This is a genomic window from Chryseobacterium sp. HNCC26DJ240, from assembly GCF_057180485.1.
The window spans coordinates 240839-264159 of the sequence record NZ_JBXUGK010000001.1; the positions used below are offsets into that span (position 1 = coordinate 240839).

General features: G+C 36.0%; 22 protein-coding genes. 9 read left to right on the forward strand and 13 right to left on the reverse strand.

Annotation, left to right across the window (positions count from 1 at the left end):
• From AC2A1G_RS01160 to AC2A1G_RS01175, 4 genes are all read left to right on the forward strand, one after another.
• Positions 1 to 1449 (forward strand): SusD/RagB family nutrient-binding outer membrane lipoprotein, encoded by a 1449-nt coding sequence (locus tag AC2A1G_RS01160; protein WP_484045123.1) that lies wholly within the window; start codon positions 1 to 3, stop codon positions 1447 to 1449.
• A 31-nt stretch (positions 1450 to 1480) separates the two neighbouring features.
• A complete protein-coding gene (locus tag AC2A1G_RS01165) occupies positions 1481 to 3064 on the forward strand; it encodes a calcineurin-like phosphoesterase C-terminal domain-containing protein (protein ID WP_484045124.1) in 1584 nt (527 codons plus the stop codon).
• Between the two features lie 398 nt (positions 3065 to 3462).
• Positions 3463 to 4176, forward strand: coding sequence for a 3-ketoacyl-ACP reductase (locus tag AC2A1G_RS01170; RefSeq protein WP_484045125.1), 714 nt, complete (start codon positions 3463 to 3465; stop codon positions 4174 to 4176).
• Positions 4177 to 4586: 410 nt separating this feature from the next.
• On the forward strand, positions 4587 to 5531 hold the full coding sequence (locus tag AC2A1G_RS01175) for an aldo/keto reductase (protein WP_484045126.1): 945 nt from the start codon (positions 4587 to 4589) through the stop codon (positions 5529 to 5531).
• A gap of 147 nt (positions 5532 to 5678) precedes the next feature.
• Here the strand turns inward: AC2A1G_RS01175 and AC2A1G_RS01180 are convergent, their stop codons facing one another.
• Both AC2A1G_RS01180 and AC2A1G_RS01185 read right to left on the reverse strand, forming a co-directional pair.
• The gene (locus AC2A1G_RS01180) at positions 5679 to 5921 is read right to left on the reverse strand and encodes a hypothetical protein (protein ID WP_484045127.1); all 243 of its coding nucleotides are present in this window, start codon (positions 5919 to 5921) and stop codon (positions 5679 to 5681) included.
• A 398-nt stretch (positions 5922 to 6319) separates the two neighbouring features.
• Complete coding sequence (locus AC2A1G_RS01185) at positions 6320 to 6838, reverse strand: hypothetical protein (protein ID WP_484045128.1); 519 nt, start codon at positions 6836 to 6838, stop codon at positions 6320 to 6322.
• 473 nt (positions 6839 to 7311) lie between these two features.
• Between AC2A1G_RS01185 and prmA the strand changes: the two genes are divergently transcribed.
• Both prmA and AC2A1G_RS01195 read left to right on the forward strand, forming a co-directional pair.
• Positions 7312 to 8139 carry a 50S ribosomal protein L11 methyltransferase gene (prmA, locus tag AC2A1G_RS01190; protein ID WP_484045129.1) on the forward strand — a complete coding sequence of 276 codons (828 nt, stop codon included), beginning with the start codon at positions 7312 to 7314 and terminating at the stop codon, positions 8137 to 8139.
• 200 nt (positions 8140 to 8339) lie between these two features.
• Positions 8340 to 9179 carry an SH3 domain-containing protein gene (locus AC2A1G_RS01195; RefSeq protein WP_484045130.1) on the forward strand — a complete coding sequence of 280 codons (840 nt, stop codon included), beginning with the start codon at positions 8340 to 8342 and terminating at the stop codon, positions 9177 to 9179.
• A 57-nt stretch (positions 9180 to 9236) separates the two neighbouring features.
• On the opposite strand, the gene AC2A1G_RS01200 is transcribed toward AC2A1G_RS01195, so the two are convergent.
• From AC2A1G_RS01200 to AC2A1G_RS01215, 4 genes are all read right to left on the reverse strand, one after another.
• A complete protein-coding gene (locus AC2A1G_RS01200; RefSeq protein WP_484045131.1) occupies positions 9237 to 9542 on the reverse strand; it encodes a cysteine methyltransferase in 306 nt (101 codons plus the stop codon).
• 169 nt (positions 9543 to 9711) lie between these two features.
• A complete protein-coding gene (locus AC2A1G_RS01205; protein WP_484045132.1) occupies positions 9712 to 10353 on the reverse strand; it encodes a YiiX/YebB-like N1pC/P60 family cysteine hydrolase in 642 nt (213 codons plus the stop codon).
• On the reverse strand, positions 10331 to 10786 hold the full coding sequence (locus AC2A1G_RS01210) for a DUF1801 domain-containing protein (protein WP_484045133.1): 456 nt from the start codon (positions 10784 to 10786) through the stop codon (positions 10331 to 10333). Before AC2A1G_RS01210 ends, AC2A1G_RS01205 begins: the two co-directional genes overlap by 23 nt.
• A 98-nt stretch (positions 10787 to 10884) precedes the next feature.
• The gene (locus tag AC2A1G_RS01215) at positions 10885 to 12621 is read right to left on the reverse strand and encodes a T9SS type A sorting domain-containing protein (RefSeq protein ID WP_484045134.1); all 1737 of its coding nucleotides are present in this window, start codon (positions 12619 to 12621) and stop codon (positions 10885 to 10887) included.
• Positions 12622 to 12886: 265 nt separating this feature from the next.
• Between AC2A1G_RS01215 and AC2A1G_RS01220 the strand changes: the two genes are divergently transcribed.
• Genes AC2A1G_RS01220 through murB form a run of 3 tightly spaced genes read left to right on the forward strand, consistent with a single transcriptional unit; the run spans position 12887 to position 15647 of the window.
• The gene (locus AC2A1G_RS01220) at positions 12887 to 14086 is read left to right on the forward strand and encodes a pyridoxal phosphate-dependent aminotransferase (RefSeq protein ID WP_484045135.1); all 1200 of its coding nucleotides are present in this window, start codon (positions 12887 to 12889) and stop codon (positions 14084 to 14086) included.
• Positions 14087 to 14103: 17 nt separating this feature from the next.
• Positions 14104 to 14589 (forward strand): hypothetical protein, encoded by a 486-nt coding sequence (locus AC2A1G_RS01225; RefSeq protein ID WP_484045136.1) that lies wholly within the window; start codon positions 14104 to 14106, stop codon positions 14587 to 14589.
• Positions 14586 to 15647 carry a UDP-N-acetylmuramate dehydrogenase gene (murB, locus tag AC2A1G_RS01230; protein WP_484045137.1) on the forward strand — a complete coding sequence of 354 codons (1062 nt, stop codon included), beginning with the start codon at positions 14586 to 14588 and terminating at the stop codon, positions 15645 to 15647. Before AC2A1G_RS01225 ends, murB begins: the two co-directional genes overlap by 4 nt.
• 83 nt (positions 15648 to 15730) lie before the next feature.
• Here murB and AC2A1G_RS01235 read toward each other — a convergent pair whose 3' ends face one another.
• From AC2A1G_RS01235 to AC2A1G_RS01265, 7 genes are all read right to left on the reverse strand, one after another.
• Positions 15731 to 18016, reverse strand: a complete 2286-nt coding sequence (locus tag AC2A1G_RS01235) for a cation:proton antiporter (RefSeq protein ID WP_484045138.1) — start codon at positions 18014 to 18016, stop codon at positions 15731 to 15733.
• Positions 18017 to 18471: 455 nt separating this feature from the next.
• Positions 18472 to 19182, reverse strand: coding sequence for a LytR/AlgR family response regulator transcription factor (locus AC2A1G_RS01240; protein WP_484045139.1), 711 nt, complete (start codon positions 19180 to 19182; stop codon positions 18472 to 18474).
• A complete protein-coding gene (locus AC2A1G_RS01245) occupies positions 19160 to 19930 on the reverse strand; it encodes a histidine kinase (RefSeq protein WP_484045140.1) in 771 nt (256 codons plus the stop codon). Before AC2A1G_RS01245 ends, AC2A1G_RS01240 begins: the two co-directional genes overlap by 23 nt.
• A gap of 24 nt (positions 19931 to 19954) precedes the next feature.
• On the reverse strand, positions 19955 to 20326 hold the full coding sequence (locus tag AC2A1G_RS01250) for a hypothetical protein (RefSeq protein ID WP_484045141.1): 372 nt from the start codon (positions 20324 to 20326) through the stop codon (positions 19955 to 19957).
• Positions 20327 to 21520: an alanine dehydrogenase gene (locus AC2A1G_RS01255; protein WP_484045142.1), complete on the reverse strand. Its 1194-nt coding sequence runs from the start codon at positions 21518 to 21520 to the stop codon at positions 20327 to 20329.
• 157 nt (positions 21521 to 21677) lie between these two features.
• Positions 21678 to 22085, reverse strand: a complete 408-nt coding sequence (tsaE, locus tag AC2A1G_RS01260) for a tRNA (adenosine(37)-N6)-threonylcarbamoyltransferase complex ATPase subunit type 1 TsaE (protein ID WP_484045143.1) — start codon at positions 22083 to 22085, stop codon at positions 21678 to 21680.
• Positions 22086 to 22366: 281 nt separating this feature from the next.
• Positions 22367 to 23275, reverse strand: coding sequence for an alpha/beta hydrolase (locus tag AC2A1G_RS01265; RefSeq protein ID WP_484045144.1), 909 nt, complete (start codon positions 23273 to 23275; stop codon positions 22367 to 22369).
• Between the last annotated feature and the right edge of the window lie 46 nt (positions 23276 to 23321).

Consider the following 23321-nt stretch of genomic DNA (forward strand, 5'->3'; position numbering starts at 1 on the left):
ATGAAAAAAATACTTTTATCAACCGCATTAGCATTGTCTGTTTTCAGTTTAAATTCCTGCGACAGAAGTTTTGAAGAGATCAACACAGATACCAGTAAAATAAAAACACCGTCTGTCGGAAGTTTTCTTATCCCTATTCAATACGAAATGGGTTCGTATGGGTACAACAGAGCCGACGATTTCACTTTTGATATCATGCAGATTGCTTTAGATTTTCCAAGTGAAGGAAATACTGTGAGCCGTTATTATATGACAGAATCTACCGGAAACGGGTACTGGAATACCAGCTACAAATGGCTCAAGCAGGTAAAAGAGCTTAATGAGGCTGCCACAAAAGAAAATAATAATAACTATCTGGCAATTTCAAAAGTGTTGAATGCCTGGATTATGGCTAACCTTACTGATGCATTCGGAGATGTGCCTATGACAGAAGCTCTAAGGCTGGAAGATGATATTATGAGACCTAAATATGATTCGCAGAAAGATATTTATATCTCGCTTTTAGACGATTTAAAAACTGCAAACGCACTCTTTGATACCACTAAGGCGCTAAGCGAAGGTGATCTTTTCTATCAGGCCAATTCCAATGCTGCCAACATTCTGAAATGGAAAAAATTCTGTAATTCTATGTCTCTAAGACTTCTTACAAGAATTTTAAAAAGAAACGGTGAAGTAAATGTGCATCAAAGAATCGCTGAGATCGTAAATAATCCAGCTGTTTATCCGATATTTCAGAACAATGCAGATGGAGCTCTACTGGATATTTCGGGTGTTGCACCGCTTTTGCCGCCAATTGCGAGACCGCAGGATTTTACTGCTTACAGAGCTTCGGGAGAATTTTTCACTCAGACTTTGGTTGATAATAATGACCCGAGACTTAGTATGTTTTTTACTCAGGCTAAATCGATTCCGGCCAATGCCAATATTGGATATAAAGGTGCTCCGTCTGGATATGCTTTAGGATCAACTTTCAATTATCAGCCTTCGAATCTGAATCAGAATTTAGCTAAAGCTCCGCTGAAGATTTTGGTAATGCCGTATGCAGAATTGCAGTTTATCCTTTCAGAATTATCATTTAAAGGAATTATTACCGGAAATGCCCAGACTTTTTATGAGAATGGTGTGAAAGCTACTTTAGAGCAATGGGGAGCCACGGTTCCAGCAACGTATTTTTCTAATCCGAAAGTGGCATACAATGGTACTTTAGAAAGAATCATGCTTCAGAAATATGTTGGATTGTTCTTTGTAGATCACCAGCAGTGGTATGAGCAGAGACGTACAGGTTTCCCGGTATTGCCGAATAACGGTGGCCTTTTCAACAACGGGCAGATGCCACAGAGAATGATGTATCCTACCCAGACCAAAATCCAGAATTATGACAATTACGTCGCTGCAAGTCAGGCTTTGGGTGGAGATAATATCAACTCTAAAATGTGGTGGAACAAATAATTTTTCTATCTAAAATTTAATTAAAATTAAAATGAATTTAAAATATATCATTCCGTCACTCCTTATCTCATCGATGGCCTTGGCACAGACTTCAGTTTCAGGATACGTTTTCGAAGACAGTAACAAGAACAGCAAGAGAGATAACAAAGAAAAAGGGATTGAAGGTGTTTCGGTTTCCAACGGAGCACAAGTAGTTTCTACGGATAAAAACGGAAAGTACAGCTTGCCAATTGCAGACGGACAAACGATTTTCGTCATTAAACCTTCAGGTTATATGATGGGTTTAAACCAGAATAATCTTCCACAATATTATTACCAGTACAAGCCGAAAGGTTCGCCGGCAGATTTTAAGTATAAAGGAACTGCACCAACGGGAACGCTTCCAAAAGAGTTGAATTTTGGATTGTTTAAACAAAACGAAAGCAAAAATTTCGACATTCTGGTTTTCGGAGATCCGCAGCCTTACACAGAAAAACAACTGGACTATTTCAAAAGAGCCATTGTGAATGAGGTGAAAAGAAATAAGAAAAATGCAGTTTTCGGAATCAGTCTGGGAGATTTGGTAGGCGATGATTTGAGTTTACAAAAACCTTACGCGGATATTATGAAAGAAATTGGTCTGCCTTGGTACAACGTGATGGGAAATCACGACATGAATTATGATGCTAAAGAAGATATGCTTTCAGACGAAACTTTTGAAGCTACTTTCGGACCGGCAAACTATTCGTTCAATTATGGAAATGTACATTTCATGGTGCTTGACGATATCCTTTATCCGGATCCGAGAGATGGAAAAGGCTATTGGGGAGGTTTCAGAGAAGATCAGATTCAGTTTATTCAGAATGATTTAAAACTGGTTGATAAAGAAAAACTGATCGTTATTTCGTTCCACATTCCTTTGGAACACAACAATGAAGATAATTTCAGAAATGCTGACCGTCAGAAACTGTTTGATGCTTTGTCACCTTTCAAAAATGCACTGATGTTGTCGGCTCACACGCACATTCAGCAACAGATTTTTTACGGAAAAGCTCAAGGCTGGACGGGTGCAAAAGATCTGCACGAATACAACGTTGGAACTACATGCGGCGACTGGTGGTCAGGTACTTCAGACGAAATCGGTTTGCCGACTTCTACCATGAGAGACGGAACTGCAAAAGGATATTCATTCATCAGTTTTAGTGATAATCAGTATAAAGTTAAATACAAAACTGCGGGGAAACCTGAAGATTATCAGATTCAATTGTATGTTCCGAAAGTGATTCCTTATCCATCAAAAACTTCTGCTAAAGTTTTGGCAAACTTCTTCATGGGAAGCAAGAAAGACAAAGTAGAATATAGAATCGACGGCGGAAAATGGGAAGAAATGGAGTACAACGAAACCATCGACCCGAATTTTGCCCAGTCGGTTTTCAAATGGGATTCTACAGAAACACTTTTTGCTGGAAGAAGACCTTCAAACCCGGAACAGTCAAAGCATATTTGGGTTGGCGGATTTGGAAATAAATTAACCCTTGGTAAGCATAAAGTTGAGGTTAAAGCCCACGATATGTACGGAAACGAATTTACCGCAACGGAAGAATTTGAGGTTCAGAATTCTGTTCTGATTCCTTAAATTATTTCATTTTTTACTATACTTCAGTCAAAACCGGCTTCAGCAATGTTGCCGGTTTTGATGTTTTAATGAAAATGGTTTTTAGTAAATAATTTTATCAGCAGTGTCAGTCTGAGCCTGTCGAAGACCTTTTGAATTAACATTAATCTGCTTTTTAGATCTTGGTATTTCTAAATAAGTTTACGCCTTTGTCTATCTTTAAATCAACACGATCAATCTCAAAAAAAACTTTGTCTGTCCTTGCGTTTAAGCCTTACAATATTCAGCAAAAATCCCTGCTTTTATCAACATTAAAATTCCAAATAGAATTTCAACATAATACATTTTTATGAAATCAAAAACATAAACACGTGTTTAAAAAATAGGTTTCGTAAATTTGTACCTTCAAAAATTAAAGAATGAATTTAAAAGGAAAAAATGCTATCATCACAGGTGGTGGAAGAGGTTTGGGGAAAGCAGTTGCTTTAATCCTTGCCAATGAAGGTGTAAATATTGGGATTACCGGAAGGAATGAGGAAAATCTTAAAATGACCATTGACGAAATTCAGAAATTAGGTGTAAATGCAACGTACGCAGTTTTCAGTATAGATAACGAAATTCATGTGAAAGCAGGAATCGAACAGATCGCAGAGCAATTGGGAGGTGTTGATATTCTCATCAACAATGCAGGAATCGGAGATTTTGGTTCAATCGAAGAAATGTCTTCCGAAGTTTGGGAACAGGTAGTAAAGACCAATCTTTTCGGAGTTTATTATGCAGCAAAAGCAGTTCAGCCTTTTATGAAAGCAAAAGGAGAGGGCGATATCATCAATGTAGCATCAACAGCAGGTTTGAAAGGTGGTCCGAATATGTCGGCCTACGCAGCATCCAAGGCGGCAGTGGTTTCACTATCACAATCCATGATGGCAGAATGGAGAAAACAGAACATCCGCGTGGTGACTCTGACGCCAAGTACAATTGCTTCTGACATGTCTATTGAAGGTGGCTTAACAGACGGAAATCCCGACAAAGTTCTTCAGCCGGAAGACTTCGCAGAATGGGTAAGAGATATTCTGAAAATGAACAGAAGAGCGCTGATTGCGAACGGTTCTATTTTCTCTACTAATCCGTAAAGAATTCAAGATTCAAGATTTAAAATTCAAGATTTAAGATTTTTTCAGACTTGAATTGTTTATAAAGGAGTAGCGGGCAGTTTGTCCGCTATTTTTTTTTCATTACATATTGTGAATTAATTTATATAATAGAATCGATATCAAAAATATTATTCTAAATATCTCTGTGGTCTTCTACAAGTTTACGGCTCTGTGAAGCTTAAAAACATACAGCAGGTAAAAAAAAACTCCGTGCCCTCAGTGTTCAGTTTAAACCATAAGCTCATCAATAAACGTTATTATCTATCACTCCAAAACCCTTTATCAATGGTCTTTTCTTTAGTGTTCTCACATTCATCCTTAACTTTACACTAAACCACTAAACCACTAAACCACTAAACCACTAAACCACTAAATCATAAAAAATAATTATGCAAAAGAAAACAATCAAAAACACAGACCTTTCTGTAGCACCGATCAATTTTGGAGGTAACGTCTTTGGATGGACACTTAATGAAAAAGAGTCTTTTGATATTCTCGATCAGTTTACCGATGCGGGATTTAATTTTATCGACACTGCAGATACCTACTCATGGTGGGTCAACGGAAAGGGCGGGCAATCCGAAGAAATCATCGGCAAGTGGATGAAAGAACGCAACAACAGAAACGATCTTGTGATTGCAACCAAAGTCGGTTCCGAAACAAAGGAACACGGTTTTGACATCAGTAAAAAGCATATTCTGAAATCTGTAGACGAATCTCTGCAGCGCCTTCAGACCGATCACATCGATCTGTACTACACGCATTTTGACGACAACAAAACTCCTGTGGAAGAAACTCTTGAAGCGTACGACGAAATCATCAAAGCCGGAAAAGTACGCTACATCGCTGCGTCCAATGTGTCTCCGGAAAGACTCAAAGAATCTTTTGAAGCAGCCGAGAAAAACGGACTCCCGAAATACGTCGCCCTCCAGCCTCACTACAATCTGGTGGAAAGAGAAAAATTTGAAAATCAATATGAACAGTTGGTCAAAGATTTTGACCTGAGCGTTTTCACGTACTGGTCGCTGGCAGCCGGATTTCTCACAGGCAAATACCGCAGCGAGGAAGATTTTGCTAAAACAACCCGAGGTGAAGGCGTAAGAAAATATTTTGATGACAAAGGAAAAGCAGTTCTCAAGGCCTTGGATGAGGTGAGTGCAAAACACAATTCCAGTCAGGCAACGGTTTCTCTGGCGTGGCTGCTGGCCAATCCGCTCATCACGGCACCCATCGTAAGTGCTACAGGTAAAAACCAGCTGGAAACTTTGTTTGCTGCACCAAAATTAAATCTGGATAGTGAAGATCTGCAGATTCTGGATGAGGCTTCGAAGTAGATTTTTTTAATTTAAAATAAATGAAACCATGGCTTTTGCTGTGGTTTTTTGTTTTGAAGTGAAGAGGTTTTTGATGATATTTAATTTAGATAAATCTTAAAAATTCTTCATATAAAATTATTGCCCTATAATCTCTCCGTCACCATGTCAGTTTTGTTGGGTTGCATTCTTTATCCCAAAAAAATTATCATTCAACCGTTTATCGCTATAAGCGGAAATTATTTTTTCAATCTTATTTAAAATTTTCATTCCGTTTGTTTTATTGTAAAGATATGTTTGAACATTGTTATCCCTTTTTACTTCTACTAATACCAGTGGGTGCGTACCTTTTTTTACCGTTTGTTCGGAATAGCAAATTTTTTCAATTTTTTTCAAATCTTCTTTTTGCATTTTGTAACTGGAAAAATGTTTTCAGTTGGATTGCTGTTTTTAAGAACAATTATTGGGGATGGAGCATCTTGTGGACCTGAATATTGTATAGTTATTTGGAATGAATTGAAATTTTCGCTTTGCTCTTTTTTTGAGCAACTAAATAGTATAATTATGATAATAAGTAAATTTTTCATATTCTATTTTTTAACCATTTATATGTATTTTGATATGAGTATCTGCAGATTCCGGATGAGGCGTCTAAGTAGAATCTTTTAATTTAAAATAAATGAAACCACGGCTTTTGCTGTGGTTTTTTGTTTTATGTGAAGAGGTTTTAGATAATGTTTTAATTTAAATAAAATCTTACGAAAGTGAGGTTGCTCAAAGTCGGGAGAATTTGCGCAGTGGGAATTTATTTAAAATACACCTAATGCCTCAAGATAAAATCCTTCACTAGATTGATCTCCCATACTTTTAGCTAAATTTATCCTATCTTCTTCAGACCAATCTTCAGTATTTGCTTTACCGATTTTGATAAGATATTGCAAAAATTCTTCTGATGAATTACTACAGAATGCTACAACATCATAATCACCATCTAAACTAAAGATTTTATTTGATTTACGATCTATCGCGATAAGGTCACCAGCTCCATCATGACCTACAATTATAAAGTTGCCACCGGATTCAATACGATCTTCACTATAGAAATTTATCATTCCAATATCAAAAAAATTCACATTATAATTTTTGATTAAGTCAAGTATCGGATCTTCAAAAAAAATATAATCAGAATTATTTCTTTTTATAAAACAACTTTTTCGAATTGCTTCTTCGACAATTTTTTCTTGATCAGGATTTCTTAATAGCCATTCATGAAATAAATTTTCACTTTCTTTAATGAAATTTATCGTCACTATATTTTTATTTTCCATAATGTTTTATTATTTATAGTAAAGTAGATGCGAGCATAGAAAGTCGTCTTGATCGATGTCGCACATTTGCAATCCGTGACCGTTCGTTTTCGAAAAGTCTTCCTACTCTGTTTGGAATTTAAAAAAAACGTCAATCCACTACACAAACATAATTATAAAATTTCACGTGGCATTGCCTGCGAAAGCTATTTTAAAACCTTAACATCTTCAGTCAATTTGTCATATCACGTTCAGTAGTAGAAATCTGTAAAAATAGTTTAGGGTATACAAAGGGTATCTCGAGTGTATCTCGATAGCACATAAAAGACACTGACAAAATGACAAAATTTATCGTCACTCATCAAGCTACTTATATTTTCAGCCTCAACCTCAGCCTCAACCTTAATCTCCTATCCTGCACCCCGCTCACTAATTTCAAATCTCAAACCTCAAATCTCAAATCAAATTCCCTATTTTTGCAACAAATTACTCACATGCAAAATTATTTGGAATTTGATTTTAAAATACAGCCGCTTCAACCTTGGGGAGATATATTAATGGCTGAACTGATTGAGATTGGTTTCGACAGTTTCACAGAAGAAATTCATGGTATTTTAGGATATATTCAGAAAGATTTATTTAAAGAAGAAGACCTTAAAGCTTTGCCTCTTTTTCAGAATGAGGAAGTAAAGATTGAATATACTTTCACGGAAATGCCCAACATCAACTGGAACGAAGAATGGGAAAAGAATTTTGAACCGATCAATATCGATGATAAAGTTTTAATCAGAGCAGAATTTCACGATTCTGTGGAAGGGATGCATGAAATCATCATTCAGCCCAAAATGTCCTTCGGAACAGGTCATCATCCTACAACACATCTGATGATTCAGCAGATGATGGATATTGATTTTAAAGACAAAAAAGTATTGGATATGGGTTGCGGAACTTCCGTTTTGGCAATTTATGCAAAACAAATCGGAGCGGGCAATACCAAAGCGATCGATATCGACGAATGGTCAGTGGAAAACTCAAAAGAAAACGCTGTAAGAAATGGGGTAGAGCTGGATATCGAATTGAGAACTGCCGATAATTTAGGAAAAGAAAACTACGATATTATATTAGCCAACATCAACCGAAATATTCTGATTTCAGACATTCCAACTTACGTTAATGTCTTGAATGAAGGTGGGAAATTGTTGCTTTCAGGCCTTTGTTTCTTTGATGTGGATGATATTCTGGAAGTTTGCAAAGAGAATAATCTGGAATTGAAAAAGAAACTACAGCGTGAAGAATGGGTAAGCCTTCTTCTTGAAAAATAGATTTACGAAATTGCAGAGGCTTTGTAAACTTCGTTTGTAGACAATCTATCTGTGCTTAGCGTGATAATATTATCTGAAATTCTTTTGGTAATCGCTGTCACGCTGAGCACAGTCTAAGCGCTACCGCAATGATTCATTCTCAACCTCAAATTCAAATTCAAATTCAACCTCAGCCTCAACCTTAACCTCAACCTCACAAAATGAAACTCTTCCTCACCACACTTTTCTTTTGTTTTTTCCAAACCATTTCCGCTCAGGATAATGATGTTTATGCGAACGGTGTTTTTCATTTTGAAGACAACAAAACGCAGAAGGTTTTTACCGATTACACGAGAGTGAGGCAATCTCCGGATGTGAACGCTCAGATTTTGGATTCTCTTAAAACCAATCAACAAATTTTAATTCTCAGAAAAGAAGAAAAGGTTTTGAAATTAGGTGAAAGAGGTGCCAACTGGTACAAAGTATCGTATCAGAAGGACAATCAGAATTTCGAAGGATTTATCTGGGGCGGAAATCTTGCGGTAGGTTTCAGAAATAAAAATGGTTACGATTTTCTGTTTGGTTTAACCAAAACAATCAATAAAAAAAATCCTGATTTTGATGGTTCATTTCCTCAAAATTATGCTTCAGTAAAAGTAATCGAGGGAAATAGCCTAATTGATGAAGTTTCTTTTGAAACCGGCTCAGGTGAAAGTTTAAGCTATGGAACTTTCGTCGTTGAAAGCAATCATAAACTGAAAGATGTAGACTTTACTTTGAAGGCAATGGTTTCCGGTGAGGCCTGTGGTATTGCGAGTTATGACCAATATGTTCTGTTTAAAAATAAAAAACTCATTACTTTGCCTCAACTGATGAATGTGGGCGATGCAGATGTATATTATCATTCAGAAAAGTTTATTTTTCCTAATGATAAAGGCGGAATTCCGAATGCTTTTGTTTTTAAAATGGAAGAAATGGAAAAGGATGAAAAAGACCATGAGAAATTCAAACGTTCGTCAAAAACCTATCTTTGGAACGGAAACTCTTTTGGGGAAAAATAAAAAAAGCGCTCATACAAATGGATGACGAGCGCTTCAATCAAATTATATGGAATTTAATTAGGAATATCTTCTGCAGATGTACTCTACATTGGTATTCAGTAATTTGTTTTTATTGAGGAAGTACTCCAGATTTTGAAATTCTTCCGTCGTCGTATTCAGATAAAGCTGAAAAGAGCCAAAATCGATTCCGTTGATGTATTCCACGTCTGCGTTTAAAACTTTGTAGCACATTCCCATCTGATTGCAAATTACATTGAGGAGATGATCAAATTTCATTTTCCCGTTCAATTCTACTTCAAGAACAATTTCTTTTTTGCTGATGGTCAGGTTTTGCGGTAAAGGCTGCAGATTTCGTGTAATCATGTTTTGGTGATTTTTTTTAGATTAATGACTCAATTCCTGTGTACATAAAGTTTTATTTTGTTTTAAATACTTAGCAAAAATATAAAAAATTATTAGTCCACCAAATTTGTAGACTAATAATTTACGAAATTTAACAAAAAAAGAAACCCAGGTTGGATTTCTTTAGTATTTACAGTGCTTTGATTCGTACCAGTTTATCTGAACCGGCGAGTCCGTTAGGGTTACAGCCCAATTCACCTTCGGGAACTTTCAGATTTTTTTTGTTGTAGAAATCCTGCCAGAATTCATTCGTTTTTCCGGTTTTAGGATCGATGAAAGTCATCGGTTCAAGTTTGAAAATTTGATTTTCTCTAAAAGCTCTTTCAATAAAATCTGAGCAGTAGTAAGAATTTTCGTCTAAGATATAATCGAAATTGTAAGGCTTGCCCAGCATTAAATCTGCCTTTGCCAAAGCATTTGGAATCATTTCCTGAAATTCAGCTTTCAAACGGTAGATTACAATATTTTGCTGATCTTTTTTTTGATCCTTAATAAAATCTTTCAGATTCTGTCTGTTTGAACCTTTCTTAGGAGAAGCGTGAAGAACAGAATAATGCCCGTTTTTAATTTCTAAAATTCCGATGTGATCAAACTTTTCAGTTTCATTTTTTTGAGTAACATTATTGATTGCTCCTGATAAACCAGAGTTTTTTGCCGTTACAAAAAGCAGATCACCATTTTTTAAATTAGATTTCAGATGAGAAGCACAGCTGATTAATGATAAAATCAGAATTAAAAAAGCAAAAAGCTTAACGTTTAAGATTTTTCTCATACAGCTCGATCCAGTTTTGTACAGTCATTTTTTTGCTCAGTTCACCAATCAGTTCAAAAGGAATTTCATTCATATTTTTAAACCTTACACAAGATTTTCCCATATCAAGTTTTCTCTTTGAATGTTTCGGGAATTCTTCGGTAAACCAATTCAAAAGTTCAGGATTGGCATACATTCCCATGTGATACAGCGCAATAAAATTTTTCTGCGATGCCAGACTGATAAATGGAAGAGATTTGCCCGGCGTGCAGTGGTATCCTGAGGGATACGCTTCCAAAGGTACATTCCAGTTGATCATTCCACTGCTGATGGATTCTTCAAAGCCTTCAGGTAAATTTTCTCTTATTGTTGTGTAAAGTTTTCTAAAAGCTTCCTGTCTTTCTTCAGGTAATTTTAAAATATATTCTTCAACAGAATCTGCCGGAATTTGCATAGCGGGTATTTTTTTTCAAATTAACAAAATTTAAATCAAACAAAAAACGGCTGCACAGAAATGTACAGCCGTTTGAAAATAATAATTCAAAAATAATATTATTTTTTAATGACTTTTGTCGCAGATTGAGAACCGTCTTTGAAATTAATTTTTAATAAATATATTCCCTGTTTTAAGCTGTTCAGATTGATTTCTTTAGATACGTCTTCCTGCAATTTAATTATTTTACCTGAAAGGTCGAATACTGAAATTGATCTGATATCTTTTGTTTCGGATATATAGATCACATCATTGAACGGATTCGGATATACATTCAGTTGATTTTTGCGGGTGGTCTCACTCGTTGAAAGGTTGCCAGCTTCCCAGTAAATATCGTCCCAATAATATGATTTTGAGTCATTTGCACCTCTTATAGCAAGTCTGGCACCTGCAGGTACTGTGTTTGGTATCTGCACAATGTATTCAGACCCGGCAGCAGTATAACTTGTATTGGTAATAGTCAATGTCTGTATTGCGACAAAAGTACTGGCATCGGAAGTGTTGGTAACATACCCCACAATCATAGAGCCAGGAGCTCCACTGCTCACTCTAGCCTTAAATCTTAGCTGATTTGTTCCTGCATTCACATTACTGAATGTTGGAAGAACTGTATAAGTAGGTGTTGCAGTAGAGGAAGTGAATTGATAAATATTCCTCGTTCCCGAAGCTGGTGTAGTTGAAGTTATGGTCTGAGATCCCGATCCTGCTAATCTCACCCAGCAATCGGGCACAATGTTCCCAGTACCGTAAGAATCAAAGTTTTCAAACATTGTTGTCATGTCTCCACACAGTGTTTTAAAAGTTCCGGAAAAAGACCATGTACTTTGAGTGGTTGCTCCACTACAATTCGCTCTTACCCAATAATAATACGTGGTATTTGCATTTAATCCTGGAATTGTTGTAGAAGTTCCATTAACACCAGTAATGTTAGGTGTTGCATTAGCTGCTGGAGTCGTATTGGTGGTACTGTAGTAAATGTCGTAGCTTGTCGCTGTAGTACCTACGGCAGGAGTCCATGAAACTGATGCCGTATTATCAGTAAGAGTTCCTGTAGCGTTTAAGGTTGGAGGAGCGCAAGTAGAAAACTCGTCTGCAGAAAATGCGAAAATATTGGCATGCCCTTGTGCTGAAGAGGTTTTTGTAATCGTTACACTTTGAATTGGCTTACTTACATTTACTGCATCAATGTTTAATAAAGATTGATATAATCTTGGGTTTGTTCCGCTTCCGGATTCCAGAGTATCATTAGTTCTATTAATTCTTCCAAAGCCCTGAACTGCAAATCCTGTATTGTTATACCAGTCTGAAACTCCAACATCTGTAAATGTCTGAGAAGTGTTGTCTGTGAAATTAACCACAACATTTACTGTTGAAGAACCACTTCCTGTTGTGGCAAGCATGTACAGTTTAAATGCTGCTTTAGGAGTTGTGAAAACAATTGTTCCGCTGTCGTTTTGATTGGAAAGCTTTAAAGAATTATTGCCGCTATAGCTTGGTAAAATGTAACTTAATCCAGGTGTGCTGGCTACTACAGAATTAATAATTTGGTTTACCGGTAGACCATAAGTGAGCGCTGTGCTTGAGGATGTGAGCTGAAAATCTCTTGAAATAAAAGCAAATGAAACACCATCTACGTCAGTAGAAGTTGATGTCATTGAAGAGCCTACACCGTTGGCGATTACGTCTGCATTGAGACCTGAAGCAATCGGCATTGTCTGATAGTTCTGTGCAAATGCAAGGGAGCTTACAGCAATACCCAATGCACCCAACACACGAGCTGGTTGAAATTTGTTCATAAAATACAGTTTATTAAGTTTGCCGTAAAACTATGAAATATATCAATACGATGAGTTTTAAATTTAAATATTTTTAAATATTTTTCAATAATGATGTATTATAAATAACGTGTAATCATTTGCATTGTGAAAATATTTTGATATAAGTAATTATTAACAGTTTAGTCATAATTTCTATGTGAAGCATTGTATATGTTTCATTGCGATTTTAAATTTGAAGCAAGACAAAATAATTTGCTATTTTTGTGCATACAAAATCCTAACAATGCCTAACATCTCAAACAGAGCTCAGAATATGCCGGCGTCACCGGTAAGAAAATTGGTTCCATTTGCTCAGAAAGCAAAACAAAACGGTACAAAAGTTTATCATTTAAACATCGGTCAGCCAGATATTGAAACTCCGGAAACAGCACTTAATGCTTTAAAAAATATCGATCTTAAAGTTTTAGAATATGCACTTTCTGAAGGTAATTTAGAATACAGAACTGCGCTCAGAGATTATTACCATTCTCTTGATTTTACAGATCTTACAGTTGATAATTTTATTGTGACCAATGGTGGATCTGAAGCTTTAAATTTTGCTATTTCAACACTCTGCGATGATGGCGATGAAGTAATCATTCCAGAGCCATATTATGCTAATTATAATGGTTTTACAAGCACATTTAATGTGAATGTTGTGGCTGTTCCTTCTACAATTGATACGGGTTTTGCACTTCCTCCAATTGAAGAATTTGAGAAAAAAATTACAGCAAAAACAAGAGCCATCGTGATTTGTAATCCCGGAAATCCTACAGGATATCTATATACGCGTGAAGAACTTCAGCAACTGGCAGCGATTGCTTTGAAATACGATATTGTTGTGATTTCAGATGAGGTTTACAGAGAGTATGTTTATGACGGGAAACAGCAAATTTCAATGTTGGAATTCCCTGAACTGGCAGAAAACTGCATCATCATCGATTCAGAATCTAAGCGTTATTCAATGTGTGGAGTAAGAATCGGTTGTCTGGTTACTCGTTCCAAGAAAATTCATGATGCTGCGATGCTTTTTGCACAAGCAAGACTGAGTCCTGTTTTATTGGGTCAGATTGCAGCAGCGGCCGCTCATCAGAATGACGGTGCTTACATCAGAGCCGTGAGAGAAGAATATACACACAGAAGAAATGTTTTGGTAGAGCAGTTGAACGCTATTCCTGGAGTAATTTGCCCGAAACCAAAAGGCGCTTTCTATTGCGTTGCCGAGCTTCCGGTAGATGATACCGAGGTTTTTGCACAGTGGCTATTGGAAAAATATACCAACAAAGGAGAAACAATTATGGTTGCTCCTGCAGGAGGTTTCTATTCTGACCCTGAATTAGGCAAAAAGCAAGTGAGAATTGCTTATGTTCTTAAAGAACAGGATCTTAGAAGAAGTGCGGAAATCTTAAGAGATGCACTTGAAAAATACAATCAGGAGAAATAATTTTTGATTTAAAATACATGTCAGCAATAAAAATATCAGGTTTGAAAATCTTCTTTCCAGTGTTTTTATTGCTGATTTTTTCTTGTTCAAATCCTGCAGATTCAAAGAAAATATCAATTGGCGAAGAAGTCATTGAATATATAATTTTTTCAAAAGTTGGAGGTGATGAAGGGAATTACAAGACTGTAAAAATCACTCAGGATTCCCTATTTTTGGATGTAGGTAAAACTTCTACAAATACACACAGATTCTGGAAAACTGCTTTAGCTAGACATGGTCAAAAGCAATTGTTTAACAGTCTTAAAATTAATCAATTATCCTTTATTAAAAGTTCTGAAAGCCTTCAGGCAAACGATGGCTTAGATGAAACTTTTCAGATCAAAACCAGCCGAACTTCTTATGTATTTGTAAACGCCTACAACGACGAATACAATTACCGTCAGCTCAAAAATTTTAAAACACAGTTAGAAAAATTAATTCCCAAAGAATTTAAACCATTATGAAAGAAAATTTCTCTTTAAAACCTTTCACTACTTTTGGTGTAGAAGCTAAAGCAAAATATTTCGTGGAAGTAAATTCTGCAGAAGAACTCATTGAAACGCTCCAACGCTCCAACGCTCCAACTCCCCAACCCTCAAACGCTCCAACTGGTCATCCTGAGCTTGTCGCAGGACTCCAGCCCTTATTTCTTGGTGGTGGCAGCAATATTTTGTTTACCAAAGATTACGACGGATTGGTTATTAAATTAAATTTAAAAGGAATTTCTGAAGAGGTTTTAAATGAAAATGAAGTTCTTGTCACGGCTCAGGCGGGCGAAAACTGGCATCAATTTGTTCTCTTTTGTTTAAGTAAAAACTATGGCGGACTGGAAAATCTTTCATTAATTCCAGGGAATGTGGGAACATCGCCAATGCAGAATATCGGTGCTTACGGAACGGAAATCAAGGATGCTTTTGTGAGCTGTAAAGTTTTAAATCTTGAAACACGTCAGATAGAAACTTTTGATCTTGAAAAATGCAGATTTGGCTACAGAGATTCTATTTTTAAGCAGGAAGGAAAAGGAAAATATGTCATTTTGGAGGTTACTTTTAAATTAACTTCAAAAAATCACGCCATCAAAACCGAATACGGAGCCATCAAAACTGAACTGGAAAATTTGGGAATTTTAAATCCCACCATCCAGGATGTTTCCAAAGCGGTCATCAATATCAGACAAAGTAAATTGCCTGATCCTAAGGAGATTGGGAACGCAGGAAGCTTTTTCAAAAATCCAACAATTCCTTTGGCTCAGTTTGAAGATTTAAAATCAAAATTTGAAAATATTCAAGGTTATCCGAACGGTGATTTTGTAAAAGTTCCTGCAGGCTGGCTCATCGAACAGTGCGGCTGGAAAGGAAAGCAGATTGGGAATGTGGCATCTCACAAACTTCAGGCGCTGGTGATTGTCAACGCAGCAGGAAACGCTTCAGGTAAAGAAATTTACGATTTTTCAACGCTGATTATCAATTCTGTAAAAGAAAAATTCGGGATCGAACTGGAAAGAGAGGTGAATATTCTCTAAAGTTTTCAACGTTTTTAAAAATAAAAAAAGCATTCTTTTAAATTTAAAAAAGAATGCTTTTCTATGAAAATATGAAACTAAAATTAAGGATTCGAAATAATCAGAGTGGAAGGGATATCAGATAGCCAAAGACTCTTTGAATCAATTAACCCACGCCAGCTTTTTTTGCTGATCAGCATCAGATTCTGAGCATCAAGAAATTCTTTCTCAATCTGTTTTTCGTTGTATAAAGTGATGTGATTGGGAGCAACCTGCTCGATACTTCTGATCAATTCTTTTACTTCAATATTATTTCTGATCTGTCCTGCAACATCCAAAATGACAATTTGAGAATTGTTATTATTAATCAGCCTCTTAGCGTATTCAAGCAGATAAAAATCGCTTAAATTAAAAATCGGAATAAAAACCCTGTCGGCTGAATCAAATTTTCTGTCCACCAAAACACCTACAGGAATATTGGTATTATCCAGAATCTGCAACGTAGAATCGTCAAATGGCGAATTGTTGAAAATATTGCTTTTCCCTTTTACGGTATTCAGTAACTTTTCAGGATTGATGATTTTTGTGGTAAAACCTAAAAGTCTTCCGAGCAAACTTCCTTCGTACATCGATTTCCCGAGCATAATTAAGAGCAAATCATAATTTCCTTTGTTTGAAATATTTGTTAAATCATTTTCCAAATCTGTAGAAGCCTTGAAAAGTGTTGTCACTTCGAGTGAAAGCTCCTCAGAAGTTTCAATAACGTTTTTAAACTGTTCCTTTTCGAAATCTTCAATGTCAAAAGCGTGCAACTCGTCTACAGGAGCGATATTCATTGCTGTGATGCTTTTGTTGCCGTTCATTTTATTGGTCAGATTATCTGCGAGTTTCAACAAAGTACTTCCTGAAGCCGGCGTTTCAAAAGATAAAAGAACTCTGTATTTTACATCGTTATCTTCATGATTATCTTCTTCTTCCAATGAAGATTTTTTTCCTTTAAATAGGTAATTGATAAGGTCAAGACAAGGTCCCGTCATAAATGTGGTAAATAATGCCATGATGACCAGCATCGCAAACAGTTCAGGGCCTAAAACACCTAAATCATAACCAATATTTAAAACAATTAATTCAGTCAGGCCTCTCGTATTCATCAAGGCTCCGATGGTGAGACTGTCTTTCCAGCTGAGTTTTAAAAATTTTGCCGTCAATGCACTTCCGACAAATTTCCCGACAACTGCAGTCAAAATAATAAATCCACCGATTTTCCAAAGATGCGGGTCATTTAATAATCCAATTTGTGTTCTTAAACCTGTAAATACGAAGAATAATGGAAGCAGTAAAACCAAGGCAACATCTTCTATTTTTTCGATGAAAAGGTTTCTGAACTTCACATTTTCAGGCATAATCGCTCCTGCCATAAAAGCTCCGAATAAAGCGTGAATTCCAATCACTTCTGTTGCGTAAGCCGAGATAATTAAGATTAAGAAAAACACAGCAACAAGTCCTTTGCTGATAAAACCTTTTCCTTTCTGAGACTCTGCAATTCTGTGTAAAAACGGTCTTACCGCTTTGATCATAATGAAAACGTACACAATTGCCATAATGATGACGAAAATTGAACCCGAAAAAGATCCGGCTTTTACCACAGCAATAACCGCTGCCAAAATACACCATGCCGTAATGTCATCGGCTGCTGCACAGGTGATAACGACGGTTCCGATTTTGGTTTTATGTAAATTCCGTTCCTGAACAATTCTGGCGAGAACGGGAAAAGCCGTAATACTCATCGCAATGGCTATAAACAGAGCAAACGAACTGAACTGAATGCCTTCCGGAGCAAATTCTTTATAGATGAAATAAGAAAGTCCAACACCCAAAGCAAACGGAATAATAATACTTGCATGACTGATAACCACCGCATCATGTGCTTTTTTTCTTAAAACACTTAAATCAAGCTCCATTCCTACGATATACATGAACAGAATTAAACCGATCTGACTTAAAAACTGGAGATTTCCCAAGGACTCTTTAGGAAAAAGAAAGGCGGAGATTTCAGGAAAATACATTCCGAAAAGCGATGGTCCCAGCACGATTCCGGCAATCATTTCTCCGATCACGGAAGGCTGTTTCAGTTTCACACAAATCCAGCCGAACAGTTTTGCCACCATGATTATTGTGACAATTTGGGTAAGCAAAAGTGCCAACGGATGATGAAGATTTGATAAAAAGGAATCAGTAAACGTTTCCCACATTGTGTTTCCCGAAGCCTTTGCAGGTGGAATATTTTCACCAATTTCAAGCGTTTTACCTTCCACAAAAAACCAGTACATCAATCCGGAGAAAAAGACAATCGTTGCTACATAAAAAATAATATTTCTATACTTCGCCATAATCATTCAGTCTATTTATTAAAGTGCAAATTTCTTAAGAATAAACGGATGTTTTAACCTGTTTTACTTGAAATGTAATGAATGATTGGAATAATGTAATGAAAATGATTTTGATATAGGAGAGTATAAATTTTCGGTTTATTTACAGGTAAAATTTCTCTTAAGTATTAATTGTGAAACCTCATGTTTTTTCAAGGTTTACGACTTTGTAAACCTTGAAAACATTAAGATGATGAAGAAAACTTCGTGCACTTTGTGTTAAAAATTCCCGCAATTTTTTAAAAAAAATATAAATTTCCGTTTCTAATAATAACACAAAAATCAGCATTCATTTTGTCATTCCCTAGGAATCTCAACATGCTGAATATAAAGCAGTTTAAATTCCTAGGAATGACAAACAAGTAGTTAAAACTAATTTATTACTAATAACATACATTCATAAAAAAAATCAAAAATCATTTCCCAAACATTTCCATCAAAGAATTTCTGTATGTTTCCCCAATTTGCAGTTTCAAAAAATGATCAGATTCTGTAGAAATAGTCGTGATAATTTCGTTGGTGGATAAAACCTTAACAGAAGATAAGGCAATGATTTCCTTTTTGTTAACCTGTGCGAAATCTTTTGCCGGAAGCATTTCCAAAAGAGATTTAAAATTTAAATTTTTCAAAACAATCACCGTTCCGTCTTTCAGAATAATATCTTTGTCGCGGCTGTCGATTTCAGAGGTTTTGATGTAGGCAATCTGCTCCGTGAAAATCGTGGATTTCCCGATGTTGGTATTCCATTCAATAAATTCTTTTCTTTGGGTTGTGACCATAAGATCCGCAGCTTTTTCGAAAGCCTGAACCAGTCTTTCTTTTTTGATGGGTTTTCTCACATAATCCACCACATTCAGGTCAAAAGCTTCGGCAGCATATTCTTTGTAGGCGGTGGTAAAAATAATTTTTTTTGAACCGGAAATCAGTTCGGCAACCTGCAGACCAGTCATTCCCGGCATTTCTATGTCTAAAATACAGAGGTTACAATCGATGTTTTCTATTTCGCTGAGGAAGATTTTAGGATCGTTGAAAGCCTTTACAACTTCCACGTTTTCTATTTGTTCGCACAGAAGTTTCAGATAGCTTATCGCCAGTATTTCATCATCAAGAATAACGCATTTTATCATAGAATTCGCCTAAATTGATTGTTAATTCTGCGGTGAAGATACCGTTTTTTGAGTTTTTCTGAAGGGTATAGAAATTATTGTAAATCATTTTCAGCCTCTGATCTAAAGACTGGCTTCCAAAACCGCTGTGGTCTTTATGAAGTACATTTTTAAGTGAAGCCTTGTTGCTTACTTTCATCATGAAAATTCCGTCATTGAGCTCCAATTGAATTGAGATAAAAGAATCATGTGCCAGAAAATCTGTGTGTTTAAAAGCATTTTCAATTAAATCGACAGAAATCAGCGGAGCAAAAACTTTTTCTTCAAAAACGGAATCCGATTTATCAATTTTAGATTTAATTCTGAAGTCAAAAAGTGGATTGACCTTGATTTTATTGATTTCGATAAGACTTAAAGCAAAACTCAGTTCTTCTTTCGGACTTACAAATTTGTTATTGCTTTCGTAGAGAATATAATCCAGAACATTCGCCAGTTTGTCAAGCGACATGTAAGTCTGATAGGCATGTGACTGAACGGAATTGAGGATGTTTTTAAACAGATGCGGATTCAGTTTCGTTCCGATATGTTCAAGCTGAACTTCATTCAATCTACTCTGAATCAGTTTGTTGCTTTCGGAAAGTTTTATATTCTTATTTTTAAGCCTTTGATTTTGACTGAAAAGATAAATGGAAGCCGTTAAAAAAATGAAAATGGCAAAAACTCCGATAAAAATCAGATAATCCTGAATGAGATAGAGGTTGCCGTCCATATTTTAAAGTAAATTTCAGATGATTTACCTAAGCTTTTTCAAAGAGTTCAAAACTGCATTTTCCTCACATTTCTCAAACGTAATTTCATACCTCGGATTTTTCTCAGGATACGTCATCAGATAGCTCGGGCAGGGCTTTTGCTGAGCTTTGCTTCGGTCAAAATCTATTTTTCCCAAAGTGATAATGCTGTCTTTTAAGAATTTCTCATTTACTTTTAAAGTATTCATTTCAGTTTTGAAACTTTCAGAATATTTAAAATCTTTGGACAAGGTTTCGGCGATGACGCGGCTGTTGGGAAGGTATCCGCTGCAGCTTGCACCTTTTTTATTTAGAACAAAAAATACAACGATTAATCCGGGAATAAGCCCGAATGCAAAAAATTTGATTTTTCTCATTTAGAAAATTAAAAGATTGATATCATGATACGTCAGCCCGAAGCGGTCACAAATGATTTTTTTGGTATGTCTGCCTTTGTACATGTAAAGGCTCTGTTTCATTTCGTTTTTACGGAGAAGCATATTTTCGAAACCGCCTTCTTCGTCGTAATTCAGAACATAAGACAGAAAGAAATTCGATATTGCCTTGGTAGTTGTTCTTGGCATTTTTGACGTGAGATTTGGCAATCCGCAGTGAATTACACCGTGTTTAATGATATAAGGATTTTCCATAGTAGTCAGTTCAGAAGTCTCAATCACTTTACCATTATCAATTGTAATATCAATGATTACAGTACCTTTTTTCATCTTTGAAACCATTTCTTCGGTCACAATCGGCGTCATATTCATTCTCGGAAGTGCTCCAATCACTACATCGGCTCTTCTCAATGCTTTTTTAAGCTCTTTCGGGTCAATAATAGAAGTTGGAACTCTGCTGTCGACCAAAGTGTGAAGTCTTCTCAGTTTTGAAAGTGAATTATCGAAAACTCTTACGCTTGCACCCAATCCGATAGCAGCTTTTGTAGCAAATTCTCCTACAATTCCGGCTCCGATGATGACTACTTCTGTAGGTCTTACTCCTGTAATTCCGCCCAGCATCAAACCGTTGGAAAGTGCAAGAAGTTCTGAAGCATATAAAATAGAAACTGTTCCTGCGATTTCGCCGATTAATCTTACTAAAGCCAGTTGTTTGTACTCATCAAAGATAAATTCAAAAGCAATGGCATTAATTTTTTTCTCGGCAAGTCGGCAGAAATAGTCTTTGTCTCTAAGATTAATTTGAAGTGCAGAGACCAGGTAAGTATTAGGCTTGAAATACTCAATTTCCTCATCAGTTGGCGGATTAATTTTTAAAACTAAATCCTGCCCAAAAGCCTCTTTAGGATCATTGGTAATTCTCGCTCCCGACTCAGAATACTGAAGATCGGTGAAAAAAGATCCCTGTCCCGCTCCCGATTCTATAATGATTTCGTGGCCATGCTCTACCAAAACCTGCACGGCATCGGGTGTGATACACGTACGCCTTTCATTGAGGCAAGTCTCTTTGGGGATTCCTATACTAAACTGTTTACCTTTTTTAATGACCTCAAGTTTTTCTTCTTTAGGCATCAGTTCTTCTTCGGTAAACGGAGTGAAAATATTGGTGGTGCTCATTTTTCAGGATGATTTTTTTTGATTGATAATTTAAAAATCAATCGGTTTCACAGGGCAAATATACAGATTAACTCGCTGATGGCAATTGGCTTTTTGCTATTGGTTTTAAATCAGTATTTTAAATTTAAATAATTATAGAATTATTTCAAACCCTTCATTATTCGAAAGAAATATTTCTGCTTTCGCCATTATTTTCAATATTCATGCTGTGGAAGCCAAGTCCTTCGAGCTCTTCTTCATACACTTCAGGCCATTCAATAATACACAGGAACGAATTGTCGAGGTATTCTTCAATACCGATGTCATACACTTCATTGATGTTTTTCAGACGGTACAAATCGAAATGGAAAACTTTTCCTTTTGGCGAACTGTATTCATTTACAATCGAGTAAGTGGGAGAATTGACCTCGTCTTCGCTGCCTAAGTTTTTCAGTAAAACCTGTGTGAAAGTAGTTTTTCCCGCACCTAAATTTCCTTTAAGTAAAAGAATATTGTGTTTCAATTGTGGCAAAATTTCGTTTACCACATCCTGCCATTGTTCTAAATTTCTTATCTCGAAATGCATGCAATTTATTTGAGGCTGTAAAATTAGGAAACGTTTTAATCTTTCAAAACTTTTAGAGGTTGATATTTTATGAAAGAAGGGAAATGTATTTTAAGGTTAAGGTTAAGGTTAAGGTTAAGGTTAAGGTTAAGGTTAAGGTTAAGGTTAAGGTTAAGGTTGTCAAAATTAAAATTATCAAAATTTATGAAGTCATCTTAATAAATATCTTCAGATATTTACTTAATAAGCTTAACAATTTAATGATTCTTAATGGTTCAAATAAGCAATATTTAGGATGGAAATCACTTTAAACTCAAAATCCATTCATACAGATTATCTGTCCAATTTTCTAAATGACCTTTTCCAATAGCTAAACCAAAACCGTGGCCACCTTTTGGAAAAATATGGATCTCTGATTCTACTTTTTCTTTCTGTAATGCTTCATAGAAAACAAGACAGTTTTTTACAGGAACGGTTTTGTCATCAGAGCAATGCAATAGAAAAGTGGGAGGTGTTTTATTCGTCACCTGAAGCTCATTAGAATAATAATGTACCAATTCCTGACTCGGTTTTGTTCCCAGTAAATTTTCTCTTGAACCTTGATGGCCAAAAGCTTCCATTGTGATTACAGGATAAATTAAAATCATAAAATCGGGTCTTGCGCTGATGCTTTCTATGTCTGATTTTGGCAGTTTGTCTTCACTTTCAAAATGAGTTCCCAAAGTGGATGCAAGATGACCGCCTGCGGAAAATCCCATAATCCCAATCTGGTTTTCTGAAATATTCCATTTTTTGGCGTTGCTTCTTACCAGTCTGATTGCTCTTTTTGCGTCCTGCAACGGTGCTTCGTGAGGAATGATCAATGATTTCGAGGCTGGAACTCTGTACTTTAAAACAAACGCTGCGATACCTTTAGAATTAAACCATTTGGCAATATCAGTTCCTTCTCCGTCATATGCTAAACCTCTATAACCTCCTCCCGGACAAATCACCACAGCTTTTCCCGTCGCAATTTTTTTGGAAGGTAAATAAATTTCCAAAGTCGGTTTCTGAATATTTTCAATCCACACAATTGTTTTCTCAACGGATGTTTCTTTCTCCTGAGTTATTTTCTGATTGGGAATCTGTTCACCCCAAAGCGGTATGATTTCCTGGCTGTAAATTTTTGTGAATGATAATATAGAAAGGGTTAGCAAAAGGATTTTTCTCATTTCAGAAATTTTTATTTAATGATATCCAAATTTAAGGTAAATTAAG

Excerpts from the sequence above, each read along its gene's own strand:
- AC2A1G_RS01160 (WP_484045123.1), top strand. The coding sequence starts at position 1 with ATGAAAAAAATACTTTTATCAACCGCATTAGCATTGTCTGTTTTCAGT.
- AC2A1G_RS01165 (WP_484045124.1), top strand. The coding sequence starts at position 1,481 with ATGAATTTAAAATATATCATTCCGTCACTCCTTATCTCATCGATGGCC.
- AC2A1G_RS01170 (WP_484045125.1), top strand. The coding sequence starts at position 3,463 with ATGAATTTAAAAGGAAAAAATGCTATCATCACAGGTGGTGGAAGAGGT.
- AC2A1G_RS01175 (WP_484045126.1), top strand. The coding sequence starts at position 4,587 with ATGCAAAAGAAAACAATCAAAAACACAGACCTTTCTGTAGCACCGATC.
- AC2A1G_RS01180 (WP_484045127.1), bottom strand. The coding sequence starts at position 5,921 with ATGCAAAAAGAAGATTTGAAAAAAATTGAAAAAATTTGCTATTCCGAA.
- AC2A1G_RS01185 (WP_484045128.1), bottom strand. The coding sequence starts at position 6,838 with ATGGAAAATAAAAATATAGTGACGATAAATTTCATTAAAGAAAGTGAA.
- prmA (WP_484045129.1), top strand. The coding sequence starts at position 7,312 with ATGCAAAATTATTTGGAATTTGATTTTAAAATACAGCCGCTTCAACCT.
- AC2A1G_RS01195 (WP_484045130.1), top strand. The coding sequence starts at position 8,340 with ATGAAACTCTTCCTCACCACACTTTTCTTTTGTTTTTTCCAAACCATT.
- AC2A1G_RS01200 (WP_484045131.1), bottom strand. The coding sequence starts at position 9,542 with ATGATTACACGAAATCTGCAGCCTTTACCGCAAAACCTGACCATCAGC.
- AC2A1G_RS01205 (WP_484045132.1), bottom strand. The coding sequence starts at position 10,353 with ATGAGAAAAATCTTAAACGTTAAGCTTTTTGCTTTTTTAATTCTGATT.
- AC2A1G_RS01210 (WP_484045133.1), bottom strand. The coding sequence starts at position 10,786 with ATGCAAATTCCGGCAGATTCTGTTGAAGAATATATTTTAAAATTACCT.
- AC2A1G_RS01215 (WP_484045134.1), bottom strand. The coding sequence starts at position 12,621 with ATGAACAAATTTCAACCAGCTCGTGTGTTGGGTGCATTGGGTATTGCT.
- AC2A1G_RS01220 (WP_484045135.1), top strand. The coding sequence starts at position 12,887 with ATGCCTAACATCTCAAACAGAGCTCAGAATATGCCGGCGTCACCGGTA.
- AC2A1G_RS01225 (WP_484045136.1), top strand. The coding sequence starts at position 14,104 with ATGTCAGCAATAAAAATATCAGGTTTGAAAATCTTCTTTCCAGTGTTT.
- murB (WP_484045137.1), top strand. The coding sequence starts at position 14,586 with ATGAAAGAAAATTTCTCTTTAAAACCTTTCACTACTTTTGGTGTAGAA.
- AC2A1G_RS01235 (WP_484045138.1), bottom strand. The coding sequence starts at position 18,016 with ATGGCGAAGTATAGAAATATTATTTTTTATGTAGCAACGATTGTCTTT.
- AC2A1G_RS01240 (WP_484045139.1), bottom strand. The coding sequence starts at position 19,182 with ATGATAAAATGCGTTATTCTTGATGATGAAATACTGGCGATAAGCTAT.
- AC2A1G_RS01245 (WP_484045140.1), bottom strand. The coding sequence starts at position 19,930 with ATGGACGGCAACCTCTATCTCATTCAGGATTATCTGATTTTTATCGGA.
- AC2A1G_RS01250 (WP_484045141.1), bottom strand. The coding sequence starts at position 20,326 with ATGAGAAAAATCAAATTTTTTGCATTCGGGCTTATTCCCGGATTAATC.
- AC2A1G_RS01255 (WP_484045142.1), bottom strand. The coding sequence starts at position 21,520 with ATGAGCACCACCAATATTTTCACTCCGTTTACCGAAGAAGAACTGATG.
- tsaE (WP_484045143.1), bottom strand. The coding sequence starts at position 22,085 with ATGCATTTCGAGATAAGAAATTTAGAACAATGGCAGGATGTGGTAAAC.
- AC2A1G_RS01265 (WP_484045144.1), bottom strand. The coding sequence starts at position 23,275 with ATGAGAAAAATCCTTTTGCTAACCCTTTCTATATTATCATTCACAAAA.